Origin of the sequence: Thioclava sp. UBA3469 (genome assembly GCF_002378135.1) — a bacterium.
Lineage (GTDB): Bacteria > Pseudomonadota > Alphaproteobacteria > Rhodobacterales > Rhodobacteraceae > Thioclava > Thioclava sediminum.
This window is the reverse complement of the sequence record NZ_DFRG01000057.1, coordinates 69,405-90,880: the sequence shown is the minus strand read 5'-3', so window position 1 is coordinate 90,880 and position 21,476 is coordinate 69,405. Positions and strand designations below refer to the sequence as shown.

The 21,476-nt window shown below is 63.0% G+C and carries 22 protein-coding genes and 1 tRNA gene; 10 read left to right on the top strand and 13 right to left on the bottom strand.

Annotated elements, in window-relative coordinates:
- Positions 1-97 precede the first annotated feature (97 nt).
- Positions 98-685: a sigma-70 family RNA polymerase sigma factor gene (locus B3D39_RS04625; RefSeq protein ID WP_078541522.1), complete on the top strand. Its 588-nt coding sequence runs from the start codon at positions 98-100 to the stop codon at positions 683-685.
- A complete protein-coding gene (locus tag B3D39_RS04620) occupies positions 682-1,320 on the top strand; it encodes a ChrR family anti-sigma-E factor (RefSeq protein WP_078541521.1) in 639 nt (212 codons plus the stop codon). The genes B3D39_RS04625 and B3D39_RS04620 overlap by 4 nt, the downstream gene beginning before the upstream one ends.
- 4 nt (positions 1,321-1,324) lie before the next feature.
- Here the strand turns inward: B3D39_RS04620 and B3D39_RS04615 are convergent, their stop codons facing one another.
- The 8 genes from B3D39_RS04615 to leuB form a co-directional block, all read right to left on the bottom strand.
- On the bottom strand, positions 1,325-2,224 hold the full coding sequence (locus B3D39_RS04615) for a glycosyltransferase (protein ID WP_414717967.1): 900 nt from the start codon (positions 2,222-2,224) through the stop codon (positions 1,325-1,327).
- Between the two features lie 15 nt (positions 2,225-2,239).
- Positions 2,240-3,109: a glucose-1-phosphate thymidylyltransferase RfbA gene (gene rfbA, locus B3D39_RS04610; protein WP_274963537.1), complete on the bottom strand. Its 870-nt coding sequence runs from the start codon at positions 3,107-3,109 to the stop codon at positions 2,240-2,242.
- The gene (gene rfbD / locus B3D39_RS04605) at positions 3,106-3,957 is read right to left on the bottom strand and encodes a dTDP-4-dehydrorhamnose reductase (RefSeq protein WP_286789419.1); all 852 of its coding nucleotides are present in this window, start codon (positions 3,955-3,957) and stop codon (positions 3,106-3,108) included. The genes rfbA and rfbD overlap by 4 nt, the downstream gene beginning before the upstream one ends.
- Positions 3,954-4,991, bottom strand: a complete 1,038-nt coding sequence (rfbB, locus tag B3D39_RS04600) for a dTDP-glucose 4,6-dehydratase (protein ID WP_286789418.1) — start codon at positions 4,989-4,991, stop codon at positions 3,954-3,956. Before rfbB ends, rfbD begins: the two co-directional genes overlap by 4 nt.
- Positions 4,988-5,560: a dTDP-4-dehydrorhamnose 3,5-epimerase gene (gene rfbC, locus B3D39_RS04595; RefSeq protein ID WP_274963660.1), complete on the bottom strand. Its 573-nt coding sequence runs from the start codon at positions 5,558-5,560 to the stop codon at positions 4,988-4,990. The genes rfbB and rfbC overlap by 4 nt, the downstream gene beginning before the upstream one ends.
- A gap of 99 nt (positions 5,561-5,659) precedes the next feature.
- Positions 5,660-5,736, bottom strand: a tRNA-Pro gene (locus B3D39_RS04590).
- Between the two features lie 52 nt (positions 5,737-5,788).
- The gene (locus B3D39_RS04585; protein ID WP_274963661.1) at positions 5,789-6,766 is read right to left on the bottom strand and encodes a DMT family transporter; all 978 of its coding nucleotides are present in this window, start codon (positions 6,764-6,766) and stop codon (positions 5,789-5,791) included.
- Positions 6,767-6,882: 116 nt separating this feature from the next.
- Entirely contained in the window at positions 6,883-7,986 is a 1,104-nt protein-coding gene (gene leuB / locus B3D39_RS04580; RefSeq protein ID WP_274963662.1) for a 3-isopropylmalate dehydrogenase, read from the bottom strand.
- A 327-nt stretch (positions 7,987-8,313) separates the two neighbouring features.
- On the opposite strand from leuB, the gene B3D39_RS04575 reads away from it, so the two are divergent.
- Positions 8,314-9,123, top strand: a complete 810-nt coding sequence (locus B3D39_RS04575) for an epimerase (protein WP_274963663.1) — start codon at positions 8,314-8,316, stop codon at positions 9,121-9,123.
- On the opposite strand, the gene B3D39_RS04570 is transcribed toward B3D39_RS04575, so the two are convergent.
- The 5 genes from B3D39_RS04570 to leuC form a co-directional block, all read right to left on the bottom strand.
- Positions 9,087-10,076 carry an endonuclease/exonuclease/phosphatase family protein gene (locus tag B3D39_RS04570; RefSeq protein WP_338113663.1) on the bottom strand — a complete coding sequence of 330 codons (990 nt, stop codon included), beginning with the start codon at positions 10,074-10,076 and terminating at the stop codon, positions 9,087-9,089. The genes B3D39_RS04575 and B3D39_RS04570 overlap by 37 nt on opposite strands.
- A gap of 44 nt (positions 10,077-10,120) precedes the next feature.
- Positions 10,121-10,948 carry a hypothetical protein gene (locus B3D39_RS04565; RefSeq protein ID WP_133052000.1) on the bottom strand — a complete coding sequence of 276 codons (828 nt, stop codon included), beginning with the start codon at positions 10,946-10,948 and terminating at the stop codon, positions 10,121-10,123.
- 272 nt (positions 10,949-11,220) lie between these two features.
- Positions 11,221-11,733: an HdeD family acid-resistance protein gene (locus B3D39_RS04560; protein WP_274963664.1), complete on the bottom strand. Its 513-nt coding sequence runs from the start codon at positions 11,731-11,733 to the stop codon at positions 11,221-11,223.
- Positions 11,734-11,859: 126 nt separating this feature from the next.
- The gene (gene leuD / locus B3D39_RS04555; protein ID WP_078522648.1) at positions 11,860-12,465 is read right to left on the bottom strand and encodes a 3-isopropylmalate dehydratase small subunit; all 606 of its coding nucleotides are present in this window, start codon (positions 12,463-12,465) and stop codon (positions 11,860-11,862) included.
- 12 nt (positions 12,466-12,477) lie between these two features.
- On the bottom strand, positions 12,478-13,899 hold the full coding sequence (leuC, locus tag B3D39_RS04550; protein WP_286789417.1) for a 3-isopropylmalate dehydratase large subunit: 1,422 nt from the start codon (positions 13,897-13,899) through the stop codon (positions 12,478-12,480).
- Positions 13,900-14,165: 266 nt separating this feature from the next.
- On the opposite strand from leuC, the gene B3D39_RS04545 reads away from it, so the two are divergent.
- The 7 genes from B3D39_RS04545 to B3D39_RS04515 all read left to right on the top strand — a co-directional run bounded on the left by B3D39_RS04545 (position 14,166) and on the right by B3D39_RS04515 (position 21,465).
- Complete coding sequence (locus B3D39_RS04545; protein ID WP_274962518.1) at positions 14,166-15,521, top strand: mechanosensitive ion channel family protein; 1,356 nt, start codon at positions 14,166-14,168, stop codon at positions 15,519-15,521.
- A 132-nt stretch (positions 15,522-15,653) separates the two neighbouring features.
- Positions 15,654-16,016 carry a ribosome silencing factor gene (gene rsfS / locus B3D39_RS04540; RefSeq protein ID WP_075776745.1) on the top strand — a complete coding sequence of 121 codons (363 nt, stop codon included), beginning with the start codon at positions 15,654-15,656 and terminating at the stop codon, positions 16,014-16,016.
- Between the two features lie 10 nt (positions 16,017-16,026).
- Entirely contained in the window at positions 16,027-16,494 is a 468-nt protein-coding gene (gene rlmH, locus B3D39_RS04535; RefSeq protein WP_078522651.1) for a 23S rRNA (pseudouridine(1915)-N(3))-methyltransferase RlmH, read from the top strand.
- Positions 16,495-16,591: 97 nt separating this feature from the next.
- Complete coding sequence (locus B3D39_RS04530; RefSeq protein ID WP_274962519.1) at positions 16,592-17,311, top strand: class I SAM-dependent methyltransferase; 720 nt, start codon at positions 16,592-16,594, stop codon at positions 17,309-17,311.
- A 70-nt stretch (positions 17,312-17,381) separates the two neighbouring features.
- Positions 17,382-18,905 (top strand): 2,3-bisphosphoglycerate-independent phosphoglycerate mutase, encoded by a 1,524-nt coding sequence (gene gpmI, locus B3D39_RS04525; RefSeq protein ID WP_274962520.1) that lies wholly within the window; start codon positions 17,382-17,384, stop codon positions 18,903-18,905.
- Entirely contained in the window at positions 18,902-20,047 is a 1,146-nt protein-coding gene (locus B3D39_RS04520) for a murein hydrolase activator EnvC family protein (protein WP_078541506.1), read from the top strand. Before gpmI ends, B3D39_RS04520 begins: the two co-directional genes overlap by 4 nt.
- Positions 20,048-20,049: 2 nt before the next feature.
- Complete coding sequence (locus B3D39_RS04515; protein WP_274962521.1) at positions 20,050-21,465, top strand: S41 family peptidase; 1,416 nt, start codon at positions 20,050-20,052, stop codon at positions 21,463-21,465.
- The last annotated feature ends 11 nt before the right edge of the window (positions 21,466-21,476 follow it).

Here is a 21,476-nt window from a genome sequence, read left to right as displayed (position 1 = left end):
GCTGCGTATCGGTCACATGCTGAGAGATGCGACCATCAACTTCGACACCACAGGGACCCCGCCAATCGTGGCGGGTCAGGCCTTTGCCGGGAAGATAATGGACGACAGGAAATCAGCGAAACCGACGCCCGAGGCGGCTTGCGAGCAGACCGATTGGCTCGTGGCAGTTCGTGACAAGCGTGACAAACTGGCCTTCGCGCGGCTTTATGATCACTTCTCGCCGCGACTGAAGGGGATGCTGGTACGCTCCGGCATGACGCAGGCGGCGGCGGAGGATGTGGTTCAGGACGTGATGCTCACGATCTGGCGGAAGGCACATCTTTACGACGAGACGCGGGCACGCGCCTCCGCATGGATTTACCGGATTGCACGCAATCGACAGATCGATGTGATCCGAAGACGGCCCCGGCCCGTTCCAGACGAGCTGATCGCCGAGGCCGAGACGCGGGAAACCCGAGAGGCCGATGCGGCGATCGGGCTGGAACAGGAAGCGGCGCAGCTGCGCGAAGCGATCGAGGCACTGCCGGAAGCGCAGCGCGAGATCATCGAGCGGGCCTATGTGGGCGAACTCACACAGGCCGAAATACGCGAGGCGACGGGTCTCGCCCTTGGGACGATTAAATCGCGGATCCGGCTGGCGCTGGAGAAGCTTAGACACGAGTTAAGGGATCTGAGAGAAGAATGACCGAGATTACGCATCATTTGCCCGATTGGTTGGTACGGTCCTACGCGACCGGCTCGCTCGGTCATGCGTTCTCGCTGGTCGTGGCGGCGCATGTGAGCCAGTGCGACGAGTGTCGCGCACGGCTCGAAGCAGAGGAACTGGCGGGCGGGCTGGTTCTGGATGACCTTAAAGGCATGGCCCCCAGCGACGATTTGCGGCGACGTGTGTTTGACGGGTTGGACGACGAGGATGTGATCGTCGCTGAGCAACCTGCGCGTGCCGGAATCTATCCGGGCGCCGTGGTCGAGGCGATGGGCGCCGACAGTCCGCGCTGGCGGGCCTTGGGCGGCGGCATCAAGCAGGCCATCCTGAGCGAGGATAAAGAAGGGTCGGCCCGGCTTCTGTACATTCCGCCGGGGATGGCGGTGCCGGATCACACACATGGCGGGCTGGAATTGACGCTGGTGCTGCAGGGGTCCTTCTCGGACGAGACCGGGCGCTTTGGCGTCGGCGATGTGGAAGTGGCGGATGACGATCTCGATCACACGCCGATCGCGGGGATGGAGGATGTCTGCATCTGCCTCGCCGCGACCGATGCGCCGCTGAAGTTCAAGGGCCTTCTGCCGCGCTTGTTGCAGCCGATCTTCCGGATTTAAGACCCTAAATCCGCCGAAACAGAGCCCCGATCCAGAGGGCAAGCGTAGCCGCCCGGCTTTGGCGATAGAGCCTCAGCCGGGCGAATTCTTTCAGACGGGTCGAAAACCCCGCCTCGCGCATCCTCTTGAAGCGATCGAAAATGGCCCGGTTCTCGGGCGTGAACCGATGTGCGGATGCGGTGAGTGCTGCAGATTGATCGTCGATCCAGCACCGCCAATCGCCGGACAGCATGCATCCGAGTCGAGAGAGTTTGGCGCGCATTGTGATGTTCGCCCCTTCCGCGTTGCCACCGTGTTGGCGGTAGAGAAGCGTGGGCTCCACATCATAGGTGACCCGCGCGCCACACCCGGTGAACAGCTGATAGAGCCACCAGTCGTGACGCGGCGCGACCCGCAATTCGCGCGCCGCCGAGATGGCCAGTTCGGCCCCGGCCGGGTTCAGGAGAATGGTGTTTCCCGCCGCGATATTCTGCACCAGTGCATTACGGAAAGACGGCGGGCGTGTGTGTCGGACGGAGAGATGCTGGTCTTCCAGATCAGCGTTGCAGACCCAAGTCCGGCTGCAATAAAGCGCAGCTTCCCCTTCGCTCAAACTCGAAATGCCGCGCGCGAGCCGATCCGGTAGCCAGACATCATCCTGATCACAAAAGGCGATGCAATCCCGCTGCGTACTATCGATTCCCCGCAGCAGTGACAGGAAATTCTCTCCCGCGCTGGTCCGTGGACCTCTCACGATCTGCACGTCATGGCTGCGCGCGAATTCCGCCAAGACGTCTTGGGCGGCGTCGGTTCGGCTGTCATCCCCGACGATCAGACGCCAATCCCGATGGGTTTGCGCCGCGAGGCTTTCCAGCTGATCGCGCAGTTCCGGACCCGGATCGCATGTCGCCATCAGGATCGTCACTCGCGCCACGGTCGCTTACTCAATCAGGCGCAGCAGATACTCGCCATAGCTGTTCTTGCCGAATTTCTTCGCGCGGTCGGCGAGTGCGTCTGCACTGATCCAGCCTTTCTCGAAGGCGATCTCGTCAGGCGAGCCGCTTTGCAGCCCCTGCCGCTCTTCCAACGTGCGCACGAAATTCCCCGCATCGAGCAGGCTGCCATGCGTTCCGGTGTCGAGCCAGGCAAAGCCCCGGCCCATCTGGGTGACCGAGAGCGCGCCGTCATGCAGGTAGGTTTCCAGAAGAGACGTGATCTCCAACTCGCCGCGGGCGGAAGGCGTAAGCGTCTTGGCGCGGTCCGGCGCGGTTTCATCGAGGAAGTAGAGCCCCGTGACCGCGAATTGCGACGGCGGCACTTCGGGCTTCTCGATGATCGCGCGCGCGGTGCCGCTGTCGTCGAAATCCACCACGCCATACCGCTCCGGATCACGCACGCGGTAGCCGAAGACGGTGCCGCCATCTGTGGTCGCATTCGCCGCTTTCAGGATCTCGCCGAGACCCGCGCCGAAGAAGATGTTGTCGCCCAGAACCATCGCCGAAGGGCTGCCCGCGAGAAAATCTTCAGCCAGCAGATAGGCCTGCGCCAGACCGTCGGGCGAGGGCTGGGTGATATAGGTCAGGCTCAGCCCCCACTGGCTGCCATCGCCGAGCGTGCGGATGAACTGCTCCTGATCATGCGGCGTCGTGATCACCGCGATCTCGCGAATGCCCGCCAGCATCAGCGTCGTCAGCGGATAGTAAATCATCGGCTTGTCATAGACCGGCAGAAGCTGCTTCGAGACGCCCATCGTGATCGGATAGAGCCGCGTGCCCGAGCCGCCCGCCAGAATGATCCCCTTGCGCGTCATATCGCCCCCAATTCAGTCAAAACCTCGTCCAATCCCGATCTCCAATCGGGTCTATTCAGGCCGAACACGGCCAGATCGCTGCAGTCGAGCCGCGAATTGAGCGGCCGTTTCGCAGGCGTCGGATAATCGGCGGTGGGAATATCCTCCACCGTCACGCCGCGCCCGGCCCGCGCGAAGATCTCCCGCGCAAAGCCCGCCCAGCTTACATCGGGAGAGCCTGAGAAATGGTAAACGCCACTTTTCTCGGGCGCGCGCTGCAACTGCGCTGCCATCGTCAGGCACGCCTCGGCGATGGCGCGGGCGGGCGTTGGCCCGCCGATCTGGTCGGCGACGATCGTCAGGTGATCGCGGTTCTCCGACAGGCGCAGCATCGTCTTCACGAAATTCCCGCCATGGGCCGAGAAGACCCAGCTGGTGCGCAGAATGGCGAATGGGCCACCCGCACCCGCAGCCCGGATCGCTTCTTCGCCGGCGAGCTTTGTGCGGCCATAGGCGCCAAGCGGAGCGGTCGGGTCGGTGGGTTTGAACGGCGCATCGCCCGAGCCGTCAAAAACGTAATCGGTGGAGATGTGAACGAAGGGAATTTCGAGGTCGTGGCAGGCTTTGGCCATCGCAGCGGGCGCGTCACCGTTGACCACCTGGGCGAGCGCCTCTTCTTCTTCAGCTTTGTCCACGGCGGTATAGGCCGCGGCGTTGATCACGGCCTCGGGCTTGGCTTCCCGGATCGCCTCAGCTGCGGCGCCGGGATCACGCAAATCGACCCTATTCCGGCCTAAAAACTCCGCATCAGGGGCGAGGCGCTGTAGCTCCTGCGCCACCTGGCCGGTCTGTCCAAAGACGAGGATCATGCCTTGCCCAGCCTTTCACCGACACCGTGCCGCTCTAGCAGCGGGCGCCACCAGTCTTCGTTGTCGAGATACCAGCGCACCGTGCGCTCGAGCCCCTCTTCAACGGTGACGCTCGGCCGCCAGCCCAGCTCCTCGCGGATGCGGGTCGGGTCGATCGCGTAGCGCGCATCGTGGCCGGGGCGGTCGGTGACGAAGGTGATCAGATCGGCATATGGCGCGTCGCCCGGACGCAGCTTGTCGAGAATGGTGCAGATCGTCTGGACCAGCTCGAGATTCGACCGCTCGTTCTCGCCACCGATATTGTAGCTGCGGCCCAAAGCGCCCTTCTCCAGCACGAGAAGCAGCGCATCGGCGTGATCCTCGACATAGAGCCAGTCGCGCACGTTGGACCCGTCGCCATAGATCGGCAGCGGCTTGCCCGCGAGTGCGTTCAGGATCACCACCGGGATCAGCTTTTCCGGGAAGTGATAGGGGCCGTAATTGTTCGAGCAATTGGTGAGCACGACCGGCAGGCCATAGGTCTCGTGCCAAGCGCGCACGAGATGGTCCGAGCCCGCTTTCGAGGCGGAATAGGGACTGTTCGGGGCGTAGGGCGTCTCTTCGGTGAACTGGCCGGTGGCCCCAAGCGTGCCATAGACCTCGTCGGTCGAGATGTGATGGAAGCGGAAGCTCTCGGGACGGCCTTCACCCTCCCAGTAGGCACGCGCAGCCTGCAGCATGTTGTAGGTGCCCATCACGTTCGTCTCGATGAAAGCGCCGGGACCGTCGATCGAGCGATCCACGTGGCTTTCGGCGGCGAGATGCATCACCGCGTCGGGTTTGTGGCGCGCGAAGATCGCCGCCAAAGCCTCGGGATCGCGGATATCGGCCTGCTCGAACGCATAAAGCGGGCTGTCTGCAACGGGTGCAACGTTCTCGAGGTAGGCGGCATAGGTCAGCGCGTCGAGGTTCACCACCTTATAGCTGCGCGAGACGGCGAGACGGACAACGGCGGAGCCGATGAACCCTGCACCGCCCGTAACGAGGAGCTTCATTCTGCGCCCTCCCAGATGAAGGGGCTATTGAGCGCGGAAAACAGAGGTGCCTCGGCATCCTTGCCGGACAAAACTGGCTCTGTTCCTGCGGAAAGCGGCCAGTCTATGCCCAGATCGGGATCGTCCCAGCGGATCGCGCCTTCACAGTCGGGCGCGTAGTAATCCGAGCATTTGTAGACGATCTCGGTGCCCGGCTCGAGCGTGACGAACCCATGCGCGAAGCCCGCCGGGATCAGCAGCTGCTTGCCGTTCTCGAAGCTCAGCTCGGTGCCGAACCATTGGCCGTAGGTCGGGCTACCTTTGCGGATATCCACCGCGACGTCCCAGAGCCGCCCACGTCCGCAGCGCACCAGCTTCGCCTGCGCATGGGGCGGGGCCTGAAAATGCAACCCGCGCACCGTGCCCACGGCCTCGGACACCGAATGATTATCCTGCACGAAGCCGATCTCGATCCCGGCCTCGGCAAAGCGCTTCGCCGAATAGCTCTCGGAGAAAAATCCACGGTGATCGCCGAATCGCTTCGGGGTGATCACCAGAACGCCGCTGAGAGGAGTTGGTTCGACTTGCATTCGCCCTGCCTGTGTTGCTTCGGGAAAGTTGTGCCAAAGCACGGCCCGAAAGGCCAGCGACATCGCTGCATGCCAAGAAATCAGGGGAAATCGGGAAAATGGTCGGAGCGAGAGGATTCGAACCTCCGACCCCCTGCTCCCGAAGCAGGTGCGCTACCAGGCTGCGCTACGCTCCGACCGTGGGCGGGGAATTAGCCGCTTGTGCAGGGTTTTGCAAGGGGGTCTGAGTCAGCTTCTTGAATTGCGTGCACGAAGGCCCAAAACGCGACCCAGAAGCGACGATCGCGGGGCGGTGACGGTTTCCGACCGGCCCCTTGTGCGCAGCACCGGCTGGTTCTCGGAGACACGCGTCTCGCGAATGACGATGTAGATGCCCGAGAGGATAACCACTCCCGCGCCGACAAGCGTCGGAATGTCCACGCTCTCGTGGAAGATGATCCAGCCGTAGAAGACCGCCCAGAGGATCTGCGAATATTGCATCGGCGCGACGATGGCGGCCTCGCCCGCGCGATAGGCGAGGATTTGCAGGAAAGAGGCGGTCAGGCCGAAGATCGCGATCACCGCCATGAGGCCGAGATCACCGATCTGCAGCGGCTGCCAGACGAAGGGCAGAAGGATCGCCATGACGATCACATTGCCCAGAAGCGGCGAGAGCAGCAGCACGACGGAGCGCTCCTCCGAGCCGATCTTGCGCACGATCACCGACGCCAGCGCCCCGGTGACCGCCGCCGTCATCGCCGCAAAGTGGCCCGGCGCGAGGTCTGCCTGTCCGGGGCGCACGACGATCACCACGCCGATCAGGCCGAGGATGACAGCGGCCCAGCGGTGAATGCCGACCTTCTCGCCAAGGATCGGGATCGAGAAAACGGTGACCAAGAGCGGCATCGCGAAGAGGAGCGGATAGACCTGTGCGAGCGGCAGGGTCGAGAAGGCGTAGAAAGCGCAGAGCCCGGTGACGACGGTGGTGACGACCCGCCCGACGACCCAGCCGGGATGTACCGGGCGCAGGCTTCCCCCGCGCTTGTCGTTGAGCAGGATCACCGAGAGCAGCGGGAAGGACAGGAGCGCCGCAAAGAACACGATCTGAACCGGCGAATAGGTTTGGCCCAGATGTTTGATGATGACGTCATGCGTGGCGAAAATCGCCATCGAGGTCAGGCCGAGCGACGCACCGCGTGCGTTTGATTTTCCGCCGAAATCGGGCATGGGAGGCTCCCGGTGTTATCGCTCACATCTTGAGCGGATGTTCGGGAGTTGCAAGGCCACGACACGAAAAAGGCGCGAGCTTTCGCCCGCGCCTTTCACAAAACTTGTCTCGTGGATCAGAGCGACGCGTCGAGCGCTTCGACGATCTTGTCGCCCATCTCGGAGGTCGAGACCGGAGTGCCGCCTTCGGGGCCCATCAGGTCCGCGGTGCGCACGCCATCGGCCAGCACTTTCTCGATCGCGGTTTCCAGACGGGTCGCCTCGTCGCCCTGATCGAAGCTGTAGCGCAGCGCCATCGCGAAGCTGAGGATACAGGCGATCGGGTTGGCCTTGCCCTGCCCCGCAATGTCGGGGGCCGAACCGTGCACGGGCTCGTACATCGCTTTCGGGCGACCATTCGCCATCGGCGCGCCGAGCGACGCGGAGGGCAGCATCCCGAGCGAACCGGTCAGCATCGCCGCGCAGTCGGACAGGATATCGCCGAAGAGGTTGTCGGTGACGATCACGTCGAACTGCTTGGGCGCGCGCACGAGCTGCATCGCGCCATTGTCGGCATACATGTGGCTCAGTTCGACTTCGGGGTATTCCTCGCCGACGCGGGTCACGACCTCGCGCCAGAGGATGCCCGACTCCATCACGTTGGCTTTCTCCATCGAGCAGAGCTTCTTGTTGCGCTTCATCGCCAGCTCGAAAGCGGCGCGGGCGGCGCGCTCGATCTCGGACTCGGTGTAGCGCTGGGTGTTGATGCCCACACGCTCGTTGCCTTCTTCGAAGATGCCGCGCGGCTCGCCGAAATAGACGCCCGAGGTCAGCTCGCGCACGATCATGATGTCGAGGCCTGCAACCACGTCCTTCTTCAGCGAGGAGAAATCCGCCAGCGCGTCGAAGCATTGCGCGGGGCGCAGGTTGGCAAACAGATCCATCTCCTTGCGCAGACGCAGCAGGCCGCGCTCGGGCTTCACCGAGAAGTCGAGCACGTCGTATTTCGGACCGCCCACGGCGCCGAGCAGAACCGCGTCCACTTCCTGCGCCTTCGCCATCGTCTCATCGGCCAGCGGCACGCCGTGCTTGTCGTAGGCCGCACCACCGACGAGGTCTTCGCTGACGTCGAAGGCGAGATCACGCTTGGCACCGTACCAGTCGATGACTTTGCGAACCTCGGCCATGACTTCGGGGCCGATCCCGTCGCCGGGCAGGATGAGGATGGAGGGGTTGGACATGAGGATAATCTCCCAAGAAAACAGGGTCTCGAAGGGCGTATCCCCTGCCCGCCCCTTGGTCAAGCGGCACAGGTCGCGAAACCGTGTCTGGACGATCGGCAAGCGGTTGCCGAGGCTTCGGCGGGCTTTTGCGGATCGAGTGGTTGGCGAGTGGCCCCTGCACGCGTATGAGCGCATGCTAGAGTTTAGAGCAGGCAGACGACACATGAGGGCGAAATGAATCGCAGGGTATTGATCCTGGGAATGGGCGGTTTGTTCGGATCTGCTGCGGCACGGTCCTTCAGGGCCGCTGGCTGGGACGTCGATCGCTATCGCCGGGGCACCGACATGGCTATCGCAGCGCGCGGCGCGCGGTGGATCGTAAATGCGATGAACCCGCCGAACTACCACGACTGGGCGAACCAGATCCCCCAGATCACCAAGCAGGTTCTGGCCGCCTCGCGCGATAGCGGGGCCTCCGTGATGGTGCCGGGCAATGTCTATGTCTACGGGCGCGAGCCGTCTCCGTGGAGCGCCGCGACCCCGCATCACGCCTGCACCCGCAAGGGCAAGATCCGCGCCGAGATGGAGGCGCGCTACCGCGCCCATGCCGAAGAAGGCCGTTCGGTCGCGATCCTGCGCGGCGGCGATTTCATCAATGCCGAGTCACCCGACACGCTGATGAACCGGGTGATGCTGAAGGATTTGCGCAAGGGCAAGATCACCACGCTCGGGAAGCCCGATGCACAGCGCGTCTATGCCGATCTCGAGGATATGACCCGGATCGCCGTGCAACTGGCCGAGACCGAAGATCACACGCCCGGGCTGCTCGATCTCGGGTTTCCCGGCACGCGGTTCTCCGCGCGCGAGCTGGCCGAGGAATTCTCGAGTCAGATGGGGCGCGACATCTCGATCAAGAAATTCCCGTGGACGGCGCTGCTGCTTGCCTCGCCCGCATGGGAGCTGGCACGTGAGCTGCGCGAAATGCGCTACCTGTTCGACATGAGCCACGAGATCGACGGCACCGACTTCCACGCGCGCTTCCCGGAATTCACGCCGAAGACGCTGCAGCGCGTGGTGTTCGAACATCTCTATATCCGAGGCCTCAAGGTCGTACCCGATCAGGGCAATGCGATGTCGAGCCACACCATCTTGTGACGCGAGGCGGCTACGGCCGCCTTCGCCAAGGGCGCGCCCGGCTTCGGCCAGACGACGCCCGCCCCCGTCACCCTCAAGTCGGTCGACGGCAGAACGTAATCGAGCCGCAGATTGCCCGGCCCGTCGTAATCGGCGGTATCGAGGCCCGGATCGCCTTCATGCATGGGATCGGCGGCTTGCGTCGCACCATCACTGCGCGGCAGCGGGTCTTGCAGATGCGGGCCGTTCAGCAGCAGATCGAGCGCATCACGCCGCCCCTCCCCGTCTTTCGGATCGAGATTGGCGTCGCCTAGCAGGATCACCGGCGCTTCGGGCGGCAGCGCGTCGAGCTCCCCATCCAGATAGCGGAGCCAGAAGGCGCTTTCGTCACGATTGCGGCGTCCGTTGCGGTCCTCGGGTCCGTCGAAAACCGGCGGTGTCGCGGCGAAGGCCAAAATATGCAGCCGCTCGCCCGAAGGCAGTTGGAGCGGCACATCCCAATGCGCGGTGGAGCTGAGACGCTGCACCTCCAGCGCTTCAGGCGAAAGATCCGCCCCTGCGCTTTGCCCGTCAGGCAGGTCCTTCCACAGCATTGCGGAGAAGTCGCGCGCGCGGTCGGCCTCAATCGGGTAGCGCGACAGTAGCGCCAGACCGCCCTGCCCCGGAAACCGCCCGTAGCCCTGCGCATCGCGCGCGTCCCCAAGCTTGCCGTTTCCGTCGAGATCGGCCCCGCTCGGCCAGCCGCTATTGGGACGCGGCGCGAAGAGATGCAGATAGGGCTGCGCGAAAGTCTCATTCAGCGCGGCCAGCGCCTGCCCGTCATGGTCCCAGTCGATCCCGGTCAGCAAAAGCACATCCGGCGCGATCGCATCGACGATCCGGGTCACAGCCGCGACCTGCGCTGCGTCATTACGGATATCTTTCAGCAAAAGCCCCGGACCCCGGCGCGAAAGCCCGGCATCCCATGTCGCCACGCGCAGGCTCTCTGCCGCGGCAGGCAGCGCCAGAAACGCCGCGATCAGGCCGGCAAGTAGTCGCTCGCCCCGGAAGCGAGACGCTTGTTTTCGATCATTTGCGCCACCCGCGCCAGCGCGATGCCGCGCATGAACAGGCTTGCGGGAAGGAAGGCCCATGCCGTCACCATCCAGATCATCGTATGGGGCACTTCGAGCGTCACGATCACGAAACTGACCGAGACGAGTTTGAGCACCGCCGGAATAAGGAAGGGCAAAAGGAAGCCCAGCGCAATGTTGAACCAGGAATCGCGGCGCAGACGCTCGACTACGTCGCCGCCTGCGGTCGGGTCGAAGGTGGGCAGATTGACCCAGACGTTGAATTTCGTATGCGCCTGCGGCCAGCCCATGATCCGCATGACGATGACGAAATAGCCAAGGGTCAGCAGCGAGATCAGGTAGGCCATCCCCGCGGCGGTGCGCACCAGCGCGACCTGATGCAGTGAGGCATCCGCCGGCAGCGCGAGTTGCAGCAGGCGAACGGGGCTGTAAGGCACGTCGATGGAGCTGGCGACGGTCGTGCCCAGAACCTCGATCAGCCGGGTCAGCGTCGAGGCATGATACTGCGACTGCACCGCCAGCGAGAGCAGCAGAACCGTCAGGAACAGCGACATGAAGCGGATGCGGTTGAAGGGCGGCGCATCGCGAAACTCGATCAAGCCGGGATAAACGGAAGCATATTCGAAAAGGGTCAGCGCAAAGCCGAACAGCGCCATGAGCGCCACGATCTGTGCGGTGTCACTACTGGTATCGGGCAGAATAAGCGCGGGGGTGCAGATCACCACCGCGACGAGGATCGCGCGAACAAGCGCCCCTGAGAGACGTGAGAACACAGTTACCCTACCCTTCCCTGCGGTCGGATGCGGTACATTGCCGATCCTTTTACCCGCAAGACGCGCGCCGACTGTGGCGCGCTGCCTCAAACTTGCCATGATTTTGCCCAAGTTCCCGATCCAAGCAAATAGTGTTTTCAGACTCTGTGCCGCATTAAGGCATTTTCTTGGAAGACCTGGTGCGACATTGCATCAACAAAGGTGCAAAAATGTGGCAACCTAGGAGGCGAAACCATATTTTGTGGATCAAGGGGTTAGCGCCTCAAAAACCCTCAGGAGTCGCGATTGGCAAAGCCAAGTGCGGCAAGCCCGACACCATCCGCCAGCAACTGGATTCCTAGCAATAGTCCAAGGATTTGCGTCGCTATCTGATCGAATGCGGAGAAGATCAGCACGCCGATCAGGATCGAAACCGCGCCCGATAGGACCAGCATCCACCGCAGGCGCGGCCCGGCAAGGCGCAGACCGAGGAGCAAGCGCAGCGCGCCCATCAGCAGGAAGAGAACACCGACCACCGCCGCGAGCGACACCGTGCCGGACATCGGATCGGCCATCAGCCAGACGCCGACGACGATGTTGAGAAGTGCGATCAGCGCATGCCACGCCCGATGCGCCCCGTCGCGGTCGTTGAAGGCGAGCCACGCCTGCACAACCCCGGCGACCAGGAACAGGATGCCGACGAAGGTGGTCAGGGCCAGCGAGGTCGCGAAGGGATTCGTGATGGCCGCAACGCCGAGAACGATCAGCACGAGGCCGGTCACCAGAAACAGGGTCGAAACGCGCATCGCATCATCCTCTCGATCTACGTCAAATGATGAACCCTACCACGGGTGCAGGGTTCCCGCGCCCCCCTCTCATGTAAAAAGCCGCCCCGGTCGGAGCGGCTTTTCACTTCGCGATGGCGTCTTGGGTTACACCCAGGGACGCGCCTGATGCATCTGCGTCTCGAACGTGTCGATGGCCGCGGCCTTCTCCAGCGTCAGGCCGATATCGTCCAGACCTTCGAGCAGGCAGTGCTTCTTGAACGCGTCGACGTCGAACTTGATCGTCTCGCCTTCCGAGGTCGTGATCTCCTGGTTCTCGAGATCGACGGTCATCCGTGCGTTCGAGCCCTTCTCGGCATCCTTCATCAGCATGTCGACCTGCTCCTGCGGAAGCACGATCGGCAGCATCCCGTTCTTGAACGAGTTGTTGTAGAAGATGTCGGCGAAGGAGGTCGAAACGATCACCTTGATGCCGAAATCGGCCAGCGCCCACGGGGCGTGCTCGCGCGAGGAGCCGCAGCCGAAGTTGTCGCCGACGACGAGGATCTGCGCTTCGCGATATTGCGGCTTGTTGAGCACGAAGTCGGGGTTCTCGTTGCCCTGACGGTCGTAACGCATCTCGTCGAACGCATGCACGCCGAGACCGGTGCGCTTGATCGTCTTCAGGAAGCCCTTGGGGATGATCATATCGGTGTCGATATTGACCAGCGGCATGGGGGCGGCGATCCCGGTAACTTTTTCGAACTTTTCCATTCTCGTCGCTCCTTACGCGTCTTCCAGTTCCATCAGCTTGCGCACATCGGTCAGATGACCGGTGACAGCAGCTGCGGCGGCCATGGCCGGGCTCATCAGATGGGTGCGGCCCTTGTAGCCCTGACGCCCTTCGAAGTTCCGGTTCGAGGTCGACGCGCAACGCTCGCCCTCGGCCAGCTGGTCGGGGTTCATCGCGAGACACATCGAGCAGCCCGCCATGCGCCATTCGAAACCGGCATCGAGGAAGATCTTGTCCAGACCTTCTTCCTCCGCCTGCGCGCGCACGAGACCCGAGCCCGGCACGACCATCGCGCGGACGCCATCGGCCAGCTTGCGGCCTTTGACGACTTCGGCGGCAGCGCGCAGATCCTCGATCCGCCCGTTGGTGCACGAGCCGATGAAGACCACGTCGATCTTGATGTCGGTCAGCTTGGTGCCAGCTTCGAGGCCCATGTAGTCGAGCGCACGCTTGGCCGCTTCGACCTTGCCGCCTTTGAAGTCCTCCGGCGCGGGGACAGAGCCCGAGATCGGCAGCACGTCCTCGGGCGAGGTGCCCCAGGTCACGACGGGTTCGATCTCTTCGGCCTTAATGGTGACGACCTTGTCGAAATGCGCACCCTCATCGGTGTTGAGTTGCTTCCACCAATGCAGAGCCGCTTCCCATTGCGCGCCTTTCGGCGCGTGGGCCCGGCCTTTGACATACTCGAAGGTCTTCTCGTCCGGTGCGATGAGGCCAGCGCGCGCGCCGCCTTCGATCGCCATGTTGCAGACGGTCATGCGGCCTTCCATCGACAGATCGCGGATCGCTTCGCCGCAATATTCGATGACATGGCCGGTGCCGCCGGCGGTGCCGGTCGCACCGATTACCGACAGCGTGATATCCTTGGCCGTGACGCCCGGACGCAGCTTGCCGGTGATCTCGACCTTCATGTTCTTCGACTTCGACTGGATCAGCGTCTGGGTCGCCAGAACGTGCTCAACTTCCGAGGTGCCGATGCCATGGGCGAGCGCGCCGAACGCGCCATGGGTCGCGGTGTGGCTATCGCCGCAGACGACGGTCATGCCCGGCAGGGTCCAGCCCTGCTCGGGACCGACGATGTGCACGATGCCCTGACGCACGTCGGAGACCGGGTAATAGTTCACCCCGAAATCCTTGGCGTTCTTGTCGAGCGCGTCGACCTGAATCCGGCTTTCCTCGTTCTCGATCCCCTTGGCGCGGTCGAGCGTGGTCGGCACGTTGTGATCCGGAACGGCGATGGTTTTCTCCGGCGCGCGCACTTTGCGGCCCGCGATGCGCAGCCCTTCGAAGGCTTGCGGCGAGGTCACTTCGTGGACGAGGTGACGGTCGATATAGAGCAGGCTGGTGCCGTCTTCGTCTTCGGACACGACATGCGCGTCCCAGATCTTGTCATAGAGGGTCTTCGGAGCAGACATGGCTCTCACTTTCTTTGGATGGCTGGCCTAAAAACGGCCGTTTGTCAGACATGGGGCAGCAGGCGCAGATATGCGCCCGCGGGCGCAGAGCATCAAAGTCGTGCCAGCACCGAGCGGCTTTCGCCGTAGAAGCGCTCGCGGAGGCGGGCGCGGTCATCCATGTCGAAAACGAGTGTCATGGGGCGCTAAATACGGCGAATCCGTCTCTGAGGCAATCGAAGAGTCCGTGTTTGGACTGATCGCAAAACCGGGCTAACGTCATTTTCATGAATTTCGCGAATGGGGACATCGTCAAGATATTGGCTTCGATCTGGGCGCAGATCGAAATCTTCCTCAATTCGATCGTGCTGCCCTCGCGGCTCTGGCAGTTCGGGATCATTGCGGCATGTTTCGCGCTGGCCCATCTCGGGCGGATCTGGCTTGCCCCGAAAGTCGACGACTGGGGGCGGAGGCGTGAGCTTTCGACCCGCCAGCTTCGGCTGCTGATCCTGTTCCGGCAACGTCTGCGCGGCTTCCTCTTCATTCTTTTCGCCTGGGGCTCGGTCTTCGTGCTCGAGGCGACCAAAGGCTTTTATTCCTGGCGCTTCCTCGTGGTGCTGGTGGCAACGCTGGTCACGGCGTGGCTGGTCGTGGGCCTCGTCGCGCGACTGATCCGCAACGCGCTTCTGCGCCGCATCGTGCGCTGGGGCGCGTGGATCTGGGTGACGCTCTATTATCTCGGGCTGTGGGACGAAACCGTGCGGCTGCTGAACGGGACGGCTGTAGAGTTCGGGGATTTCCGGATCACAGCCTACGGCGTTCTCAAGGCGCTGGTGCTGACGACGATCCTGCTGTCGGTCGCGCGGATCATCTCGGGGCAGACCTCGGTGCGGCTGCGCACCAACGAGGATATCAGCCCCTCGATGTCGGAGCTGGTCATCAAGGTGATGCAGGTTCTGCTCTATGGCGCGGCGCTGTTCATCGGGATCAAGGCGGTGGGCTTCGACCTGACCGGGCTTGCGGTTCTGTCGGGTGCGATCGGCGTCGGCCTCGGCTTCGGTCTGCAGAAAGTCGTGTCGAACCTCGTCTCGGGCGTGATCATCCTGCTGGATAAATCGATCAAGCCCGGCGACGTGATCAGCCTTGGCGAGACTTTCGGCTGGATCAATTCGCTGGGCGCGCGCTACGTCTCTGTCGTTACGCGCGACGGCAAGGAATACCTGATCCCGAACGAAGACCTGATCACCGGGCAGGTCGTCAACTGGTCCCATTCCAACGAATTCGTGCGGATCGACCTGCCCTTCGGCACCTCCTATCACGATGACCCGCACGTGGTGCGCAAGCTCGCGGTGGAGGCCGCGCAATCGGTGAACCGCGTTTTGAAGAACCGCCCGACCGTGTGTCACGTGACTGGGTTCGGGGACAGTTCGGTCGATTATCTTCTGCGGTTCTGGATCACGGACCCCGTCGAAGGGCTGACGAACGTGCGCGGGCAGGTGTTCCTCGCATTGTGGGATACGTTCAAAGCGAACGGCATTTCGATCCCGTTCCCGCAGCGCGAAGTGCGTTTGCTCGAAGGTTCGCAACTGGACTTGCAACCCGGGCCGGAAACGCATAGCGAAAATTCGCCGCATGAAAATTGAAATTGAACCTTCGGGATGCTATTTTCGGAGGACGTCCAGCGCCGGGGCCATTTCGGTGCGTAACATCTGGAGGACCATGTCCTGTCTCATCTTTCCATCGTGCCGAGTGATGCCGGCACAAAGGCAGCGGCCATGAATACACGGGCCGTCAATGCCGAAGCGACGAGCGAAGAAATCCTCGCGCGCGTCATTTCTTCCCTCGAAGACGACAAGGCCGAAGATATCGTGACCATCGACCTGCGCGGTCGGTCCTCGATCGGTGACTATATGGTTGTCTGTTCCGGGCGCAGCACGCGTCAGGTCAGCGCCATCGCCGAGAACCTGACCGAGCGGCTGAAGCACGAATTCGACCGGGCTTGCAAAGTCGAGGGCAAGGATCAGGGCGACTGGGTGCTGATCGACAGCTCCGACGTCATCGTTCACGTCTTCCGCCCGGAAGTGCGCGAGTTCTATCAGCTGGAAAAGATGTGGATGCCTGCGGGCGCCCCCGTCTGAGTTCGGCTGCATGAAGATCACGATCTGCGCGGTGGGCCGCTTGCGCAAGGGGCCCGAACGCGAGCTGATCGACGACTACCTGAAACGCTTCGAGAAATCCGGGCGCGCCTTCGGGCTCGGCCCGGCTTCCGTCGTTGAAGTCGAAGACAAGAAGGGTCTGGGGCAGGGCGCGGAGGCCGACCTGCTGAGCCGCGCAATTCCCGACGGATCGGTGATCGTCACGCTCGACGAGCGCGGCAGCCTGATTTCCTCGCCCGAATTTGCGACAAAGCTGCAAGGCTGGCGCGATCAGGCGCGCGATGTGGCTTTCGTGATCGGCGGCGCGGACGGGATCGATCCGTCCCTGCGCAGCCGCGCCGAGTTCTCGATTTCCTTCGGCAAGATGGTCTGGCCGCATATGCTGGCGCGCGTCATGCTGACCGAGCAGATTTACCGCGCCGGACAGATCATCGCCGGCACGCCCTATCACCGCGTCTGATCAGCACATCTTTAGATTGTGCAGTTTTCAATAGCTTGCGCAGCGTCTCCGCGACGTTACGCTGCGCTCGAAAACAATGCCCAGCAGGTCAGGCTCCATGAATACACTTCGCGACATGAATATTTCCGGCGCGTCCATTTCGCGCGAGGCGATGATGCTGATGGGCTTCCAGCGAACGCGCCAGATTTCCGGCACCGCGCGCAAGGCCTGGGAAGCCGGCGACAGGGGGCCCGCGCTGGAAGAAGTCGAGGCCCGCAACGAGGAGATTTTCCGGGGGGCGCTCGCCGAGGTCTTCACCGAGTATCTCCCGCTGCGCAAGGCGCTCGAGGAAACCGGTCGCCGCCCGACCCATGTGATCGACATCGGCTGCGGACAGGGTCTCAACGACGCGCTGCTGATCAAGGATTACGATTGCGCCGTGACCTTGATCGATATCGAGGAAACCCCGGAGCAATACCATTTCTGGAGCGATACCGGTGCGGGCTATGCCTCGCTCGACGCCGCGGCGGCGTTTCTACGCGACAATGGCGCCCATGCGGTCGAGACGCTCAACCCGGTCAAGCAGCCGGATGCTCTGGAGGGGGTCACGGGCGATCTGGTTACCAGCCTGATTTCCTGCGGTTTCCATTACCCGATCGGCGACTATCTCGACCTTATGATACGGGTGATCCGGGATGGCGGTGCGGTCATGCTGGACCTGCGTCGGCGCTACATGAACAAGCCAGACGCGGCGCTCTCGACGCTACTCGAGGCCACGCGACAGACCGAAATCCTAAGCTATGAGAAGAAAGCCCGGCGGATCATGTTCCAGGCCTGAGGCGCACACGCCCCCGGTTGCCGCGACGGCTTGCGAGGCGTATGAGGGGGCAACAGATTAGGAGGCCGCCATGACCCGCCCGAAACCCGTCGTCCTGTGCATTCTCGATGGCTTTGGCGAGCGAAAGGAGCGCGAAGGTAACGCGCCCCTGCTGGCCGATACCCCGAACCTCGACCGTGTCCTGTGGAACAACCCGGCGAAATCGACGCTGGTGACCTTCGGCCCCGATGTCGGTCTGCCGAGCGGTCAGATGGGCAATTCCGAGGTCGGCCACACCAATATCGGCGCAGGCCGGGTGGTGGCGATGGATCTGGGCCAGATCGATCTGGCGATCGAGGACGGGTCTTTCTTCAAGAACGAGGCGATCCTGTCCTTCATCGACACGATGAAAGAGAGCGGCGGGCGCGCGCATCTGATGGGCGTCATCTCGGATGGTGGCGTGCACGGCCATATCGAACATACGCTCGCCGCGGCGAAAATGGTCTCGGAGGCGGGCGTTCCGGTGCTGATCCACGCGATCACCGACGGGCGCGATGTCGCCCCCGATAGCGCGAAGTCCTTTGTCTCCGATCTCTGCGACCGGCTGCCCGATGGCTGCACGGTCGTCACGGTCGATGGCCGCTATTACGCGATGGACCGCGACAACCGCTGGGAGCGCGTGGGCCTTGCCTATGATGCGATGATCAACGGCAAAGGGCAGGGGGCCGACACCCCCGTGGCCGCCGTCGAGGCCAGCTACGACAAGAAGGAAATGGACGAGTTCATCAAGCCCACCGTGATCGGCGATTACGAGGGCGCAAAGGATGGCGACGGGTTCTTCTGTCTCAATTTCCGCGCCGACCGAGCCCGCGAAATCCTGCGCGCGATCGGCGAGCCGGACTTCTCGGAATTCGAGACCGGCCCGGGTCCGAAATGGGCGGCGCTGCTGGGGATGGTCGAATATTCCGACAAGCATAACGCCTATATGAAGACCGCCTATCCGAAGCGCGAGATCGTCAACACACTCGGCGAATGGATTTCGAAACAAGGGCTTAGCCAGTTTCACCTCGCCGAGACCGAGAAATACCCGCATGTGACCTTCTTCCTCAACGGCGGCAAGGAAGAGCCGTGGGAAGGCGAAGACCGCTACATGCCGAAATCGCCCAAGGTCGCGACCTACGACCTGCAGCCCGAGATGAGTGCGCCGGAAGTCACCGACAAATTCGTCGAGGCGATCGAGACCGGGTACGACCTGATCATCGTGAACTACGCCAACCCCGACATGGTCGGCCATACCGGCTCGCTGGAAGCGGCGATCGCGGCGGTGGAAGAGATCGACCACGATATCGGCCGCGTCGTCGAGGCGCTGGAGGCTGCGGGCGGCGCGATGATCATCACCGCCGATCACGGCAATTGCGAAACCATGATCGATCCGGAAACCGGCGGGCCGCATACCGCGCATACGACGAACCTCGTTCCGGTCTCTCTGGTCGGCGGGCCGGAGGGCGCCAAGCTGCGCGAAGGTCGGCTTGCGGATCTCGCGCCGACGCTGCTGGAGCTGATGCAGATCGAGCAGCCCGAGGAAATGACCGGAAAGAGCCTGATCGTATCGTGATCCGCGCCGCACTCGCAGCTCTTCTGATCTCAGCCGGGCCGCTTTGGGCGGAAGGATCGGGCGACGCCGCACTCAAGGCCTCGGCCGATCTGCGCAAAGCGATCACCGCGCTCGATGCGGCGCAGTCGAAATCCGACCGCATCGCGGCGCTGACGAAAACGATCCACGCCTACGAACAGGGCCTGAGCGCGCTACGCGACGGCTTGCGCCGGGCCGCGATCCGCGAGCGAGAGATCAAGCAGGGGTTCGACGCGAAACGCGAGGAGCTTGGCGGGCTGCTGGCCGTGATGTCGACGATGCAGCAATCCGACGGGCCGCTTTTGCTGCTGCATCCCTCGGGCCCCGAAGGCTCGGCCCGCTCGGGGATGGTGCTGTCTTCGGTCGCGCCTGCCTTGCAGGAAGAGGCGCAGAAGCTGAGCGTCCACCTCGAGGAGATCGCGACCCTGCGCAAGCTGCAGGAAAACGCGCGCGAGACGCTGGAAGCGGGGATGGTTTCGGTGACCAAGGCGCGCACCGCCCTGTCCGAGGCGATCTCGGAACGCCGCGAAAAACTCCCGCAGCGCTATCTCGAAGAACCCGAGGAGCTGACCGCGCTGGTGCAAAGCGCCGATACGCTCGAAGGCTTCGCGACGGGCCTAAGCGATATGGAAAACGATATCGGCCCACCGCGCGGCGATTTCGCGGGCGCGAAAGGCACGCTGAATCTGCCGGTGATCGGCTCGGTTCTGCGGAGCTTCAACGAGCCCGATGCCGCGGGGATCAAACGTCCCGGCCTCGTGATCGCAAGTGAGCCGGGCTCGCTGGTCACAACGCCCTGGGCTGCGACAATTCGCTACCGTGGTCCGTTGCTCGACTACGGAAATGTGATGGTCCTCGAACCCGCAGATGGATATCTTCTGGTTCTTGCGGGCCTCGGAACCGTCTATGGTGAGGTCGGAGACGTGCTGCCAAAGGGCACGCCCATTGGTTTGATGGGCGGAATTCAGCCGGGAGCGAAGGAATTCGGCAAGGAATTCGTGCAGGCGGCGACAGATGGCGCTGGTGCAGATCGCAGCGAGACGCTTTATTTGGAACTGAGAGAGGGCGGTAAGCCCGTGGACCCGACGCCGTGGTTCATCCAGACAAAAGACGACAAGGGTTGAGTATGAAAAAGTTCATGATGGCAGCGGTTGGCGGCACGCTCGCGGGGGCGCTTTTGTCCACGCAAGTCGCGGCGCCGCTGATGGCCGAAGAAACGAAACGCAACGAGACCGTCTACCAGCAGCTGGACCTGTTCGGCGACATTTTCGAGAAAATCCGCCAGGACTACGTTGAGCCGGTGGACAGCAAGAAGCTGATCGAAGCCGCGATCAACGGCATGCTCAGCTCGCTCGATCCGCATTCCAGCTACCTGCCGCCCTCCGATTACAGCGATATGCGCGTGCAGACGCGCGGCTCCTTCGGCGGCCTCGGCATCGAGGTCACGCAGGAAGACGGCTTCGTGAAGGTGGTTTCGCCGATGGACGGCACGCCCGCAGCCGAGGCTGGCATCAAGTCCGGCGATTTCATCACCGCGGTCGATGGCGAGTCCCTGATGGGTATCCCGCTCGATCAGGCGGTGGACAAGATGCGCGGGCCGGTCGGCTCGGACATCACCGTGACCATCGTCCGCGAAGGCGAGCAGGATCCGTTCGACGTCACGCTGACCCGCGACACGATCAAGCTGACCGCCGTGAAAGGCCGCCACGACGGCGATACCGTCATCCTGCGCATCACCACTTTCAACGACCAGACCTTCCCGAACCTCGAATCCTCGATCAAGGAGCAGGTCAAGGAAGTCGGTGGCATGGACAAGGTCGATGGCTTCATCGTCGATCTGCGAAACAACCCCGGCGGTCTGCTGACGCAGGCGATCAAGACGGCGGATGCGTTCCTCGACAAGGGCGAGATCGTCTCCACCCGTGGCCGGAACCCGCAGGATAGCGAGCGCTTCAACGCGACCGCGGGCGATATGGCCGACGGCAAACCGATCGTCGTGCTGATCAACGGTGGCTCGGCCTCGGCGTCGGAAATCGTGACCGGTGCGCTGCAGGATCATCACCGCGCGATCGTCGTCGGCACCAAGAGCTTCGGTAAAGGCTCGGTCCAGACGGTCATGCCGATCCAGGGCGAAGGCGCGATGCGTCTGACCACTGCGCGTTACTACACGCCGTCGGGTCGCTCGATCCAGTCGCTGGGCATCGCCCCCGACGTGGTCGTGCCGCAGCCCGATCAGCCGAAATCCGAGGATAAAGCGGCCGCCGAAGGCGACAACGCCCGCAAGATGACCTCCGAGGCCGATCTGAAGGGTGCGATCACCAACGACTCGATGACCGAGGACGAGAAGCAGCAGGCCGAGGACGAGCGCGCGAAAGCCGAAGAGGCCGCGAAGCGCCGGATGGAAGATTTCCAGATGTCCTACGCGATCGACCTGATCAAAGGTCTCTCGGCCATCGCGCCAGAGACGCAGGCTGACACCGCCTCGACGCAGAAGGCCGAAGCGCCCAGCGACGATGGTAAATCCGACACGCAGCAGAATTGAGGGAAGGGGCC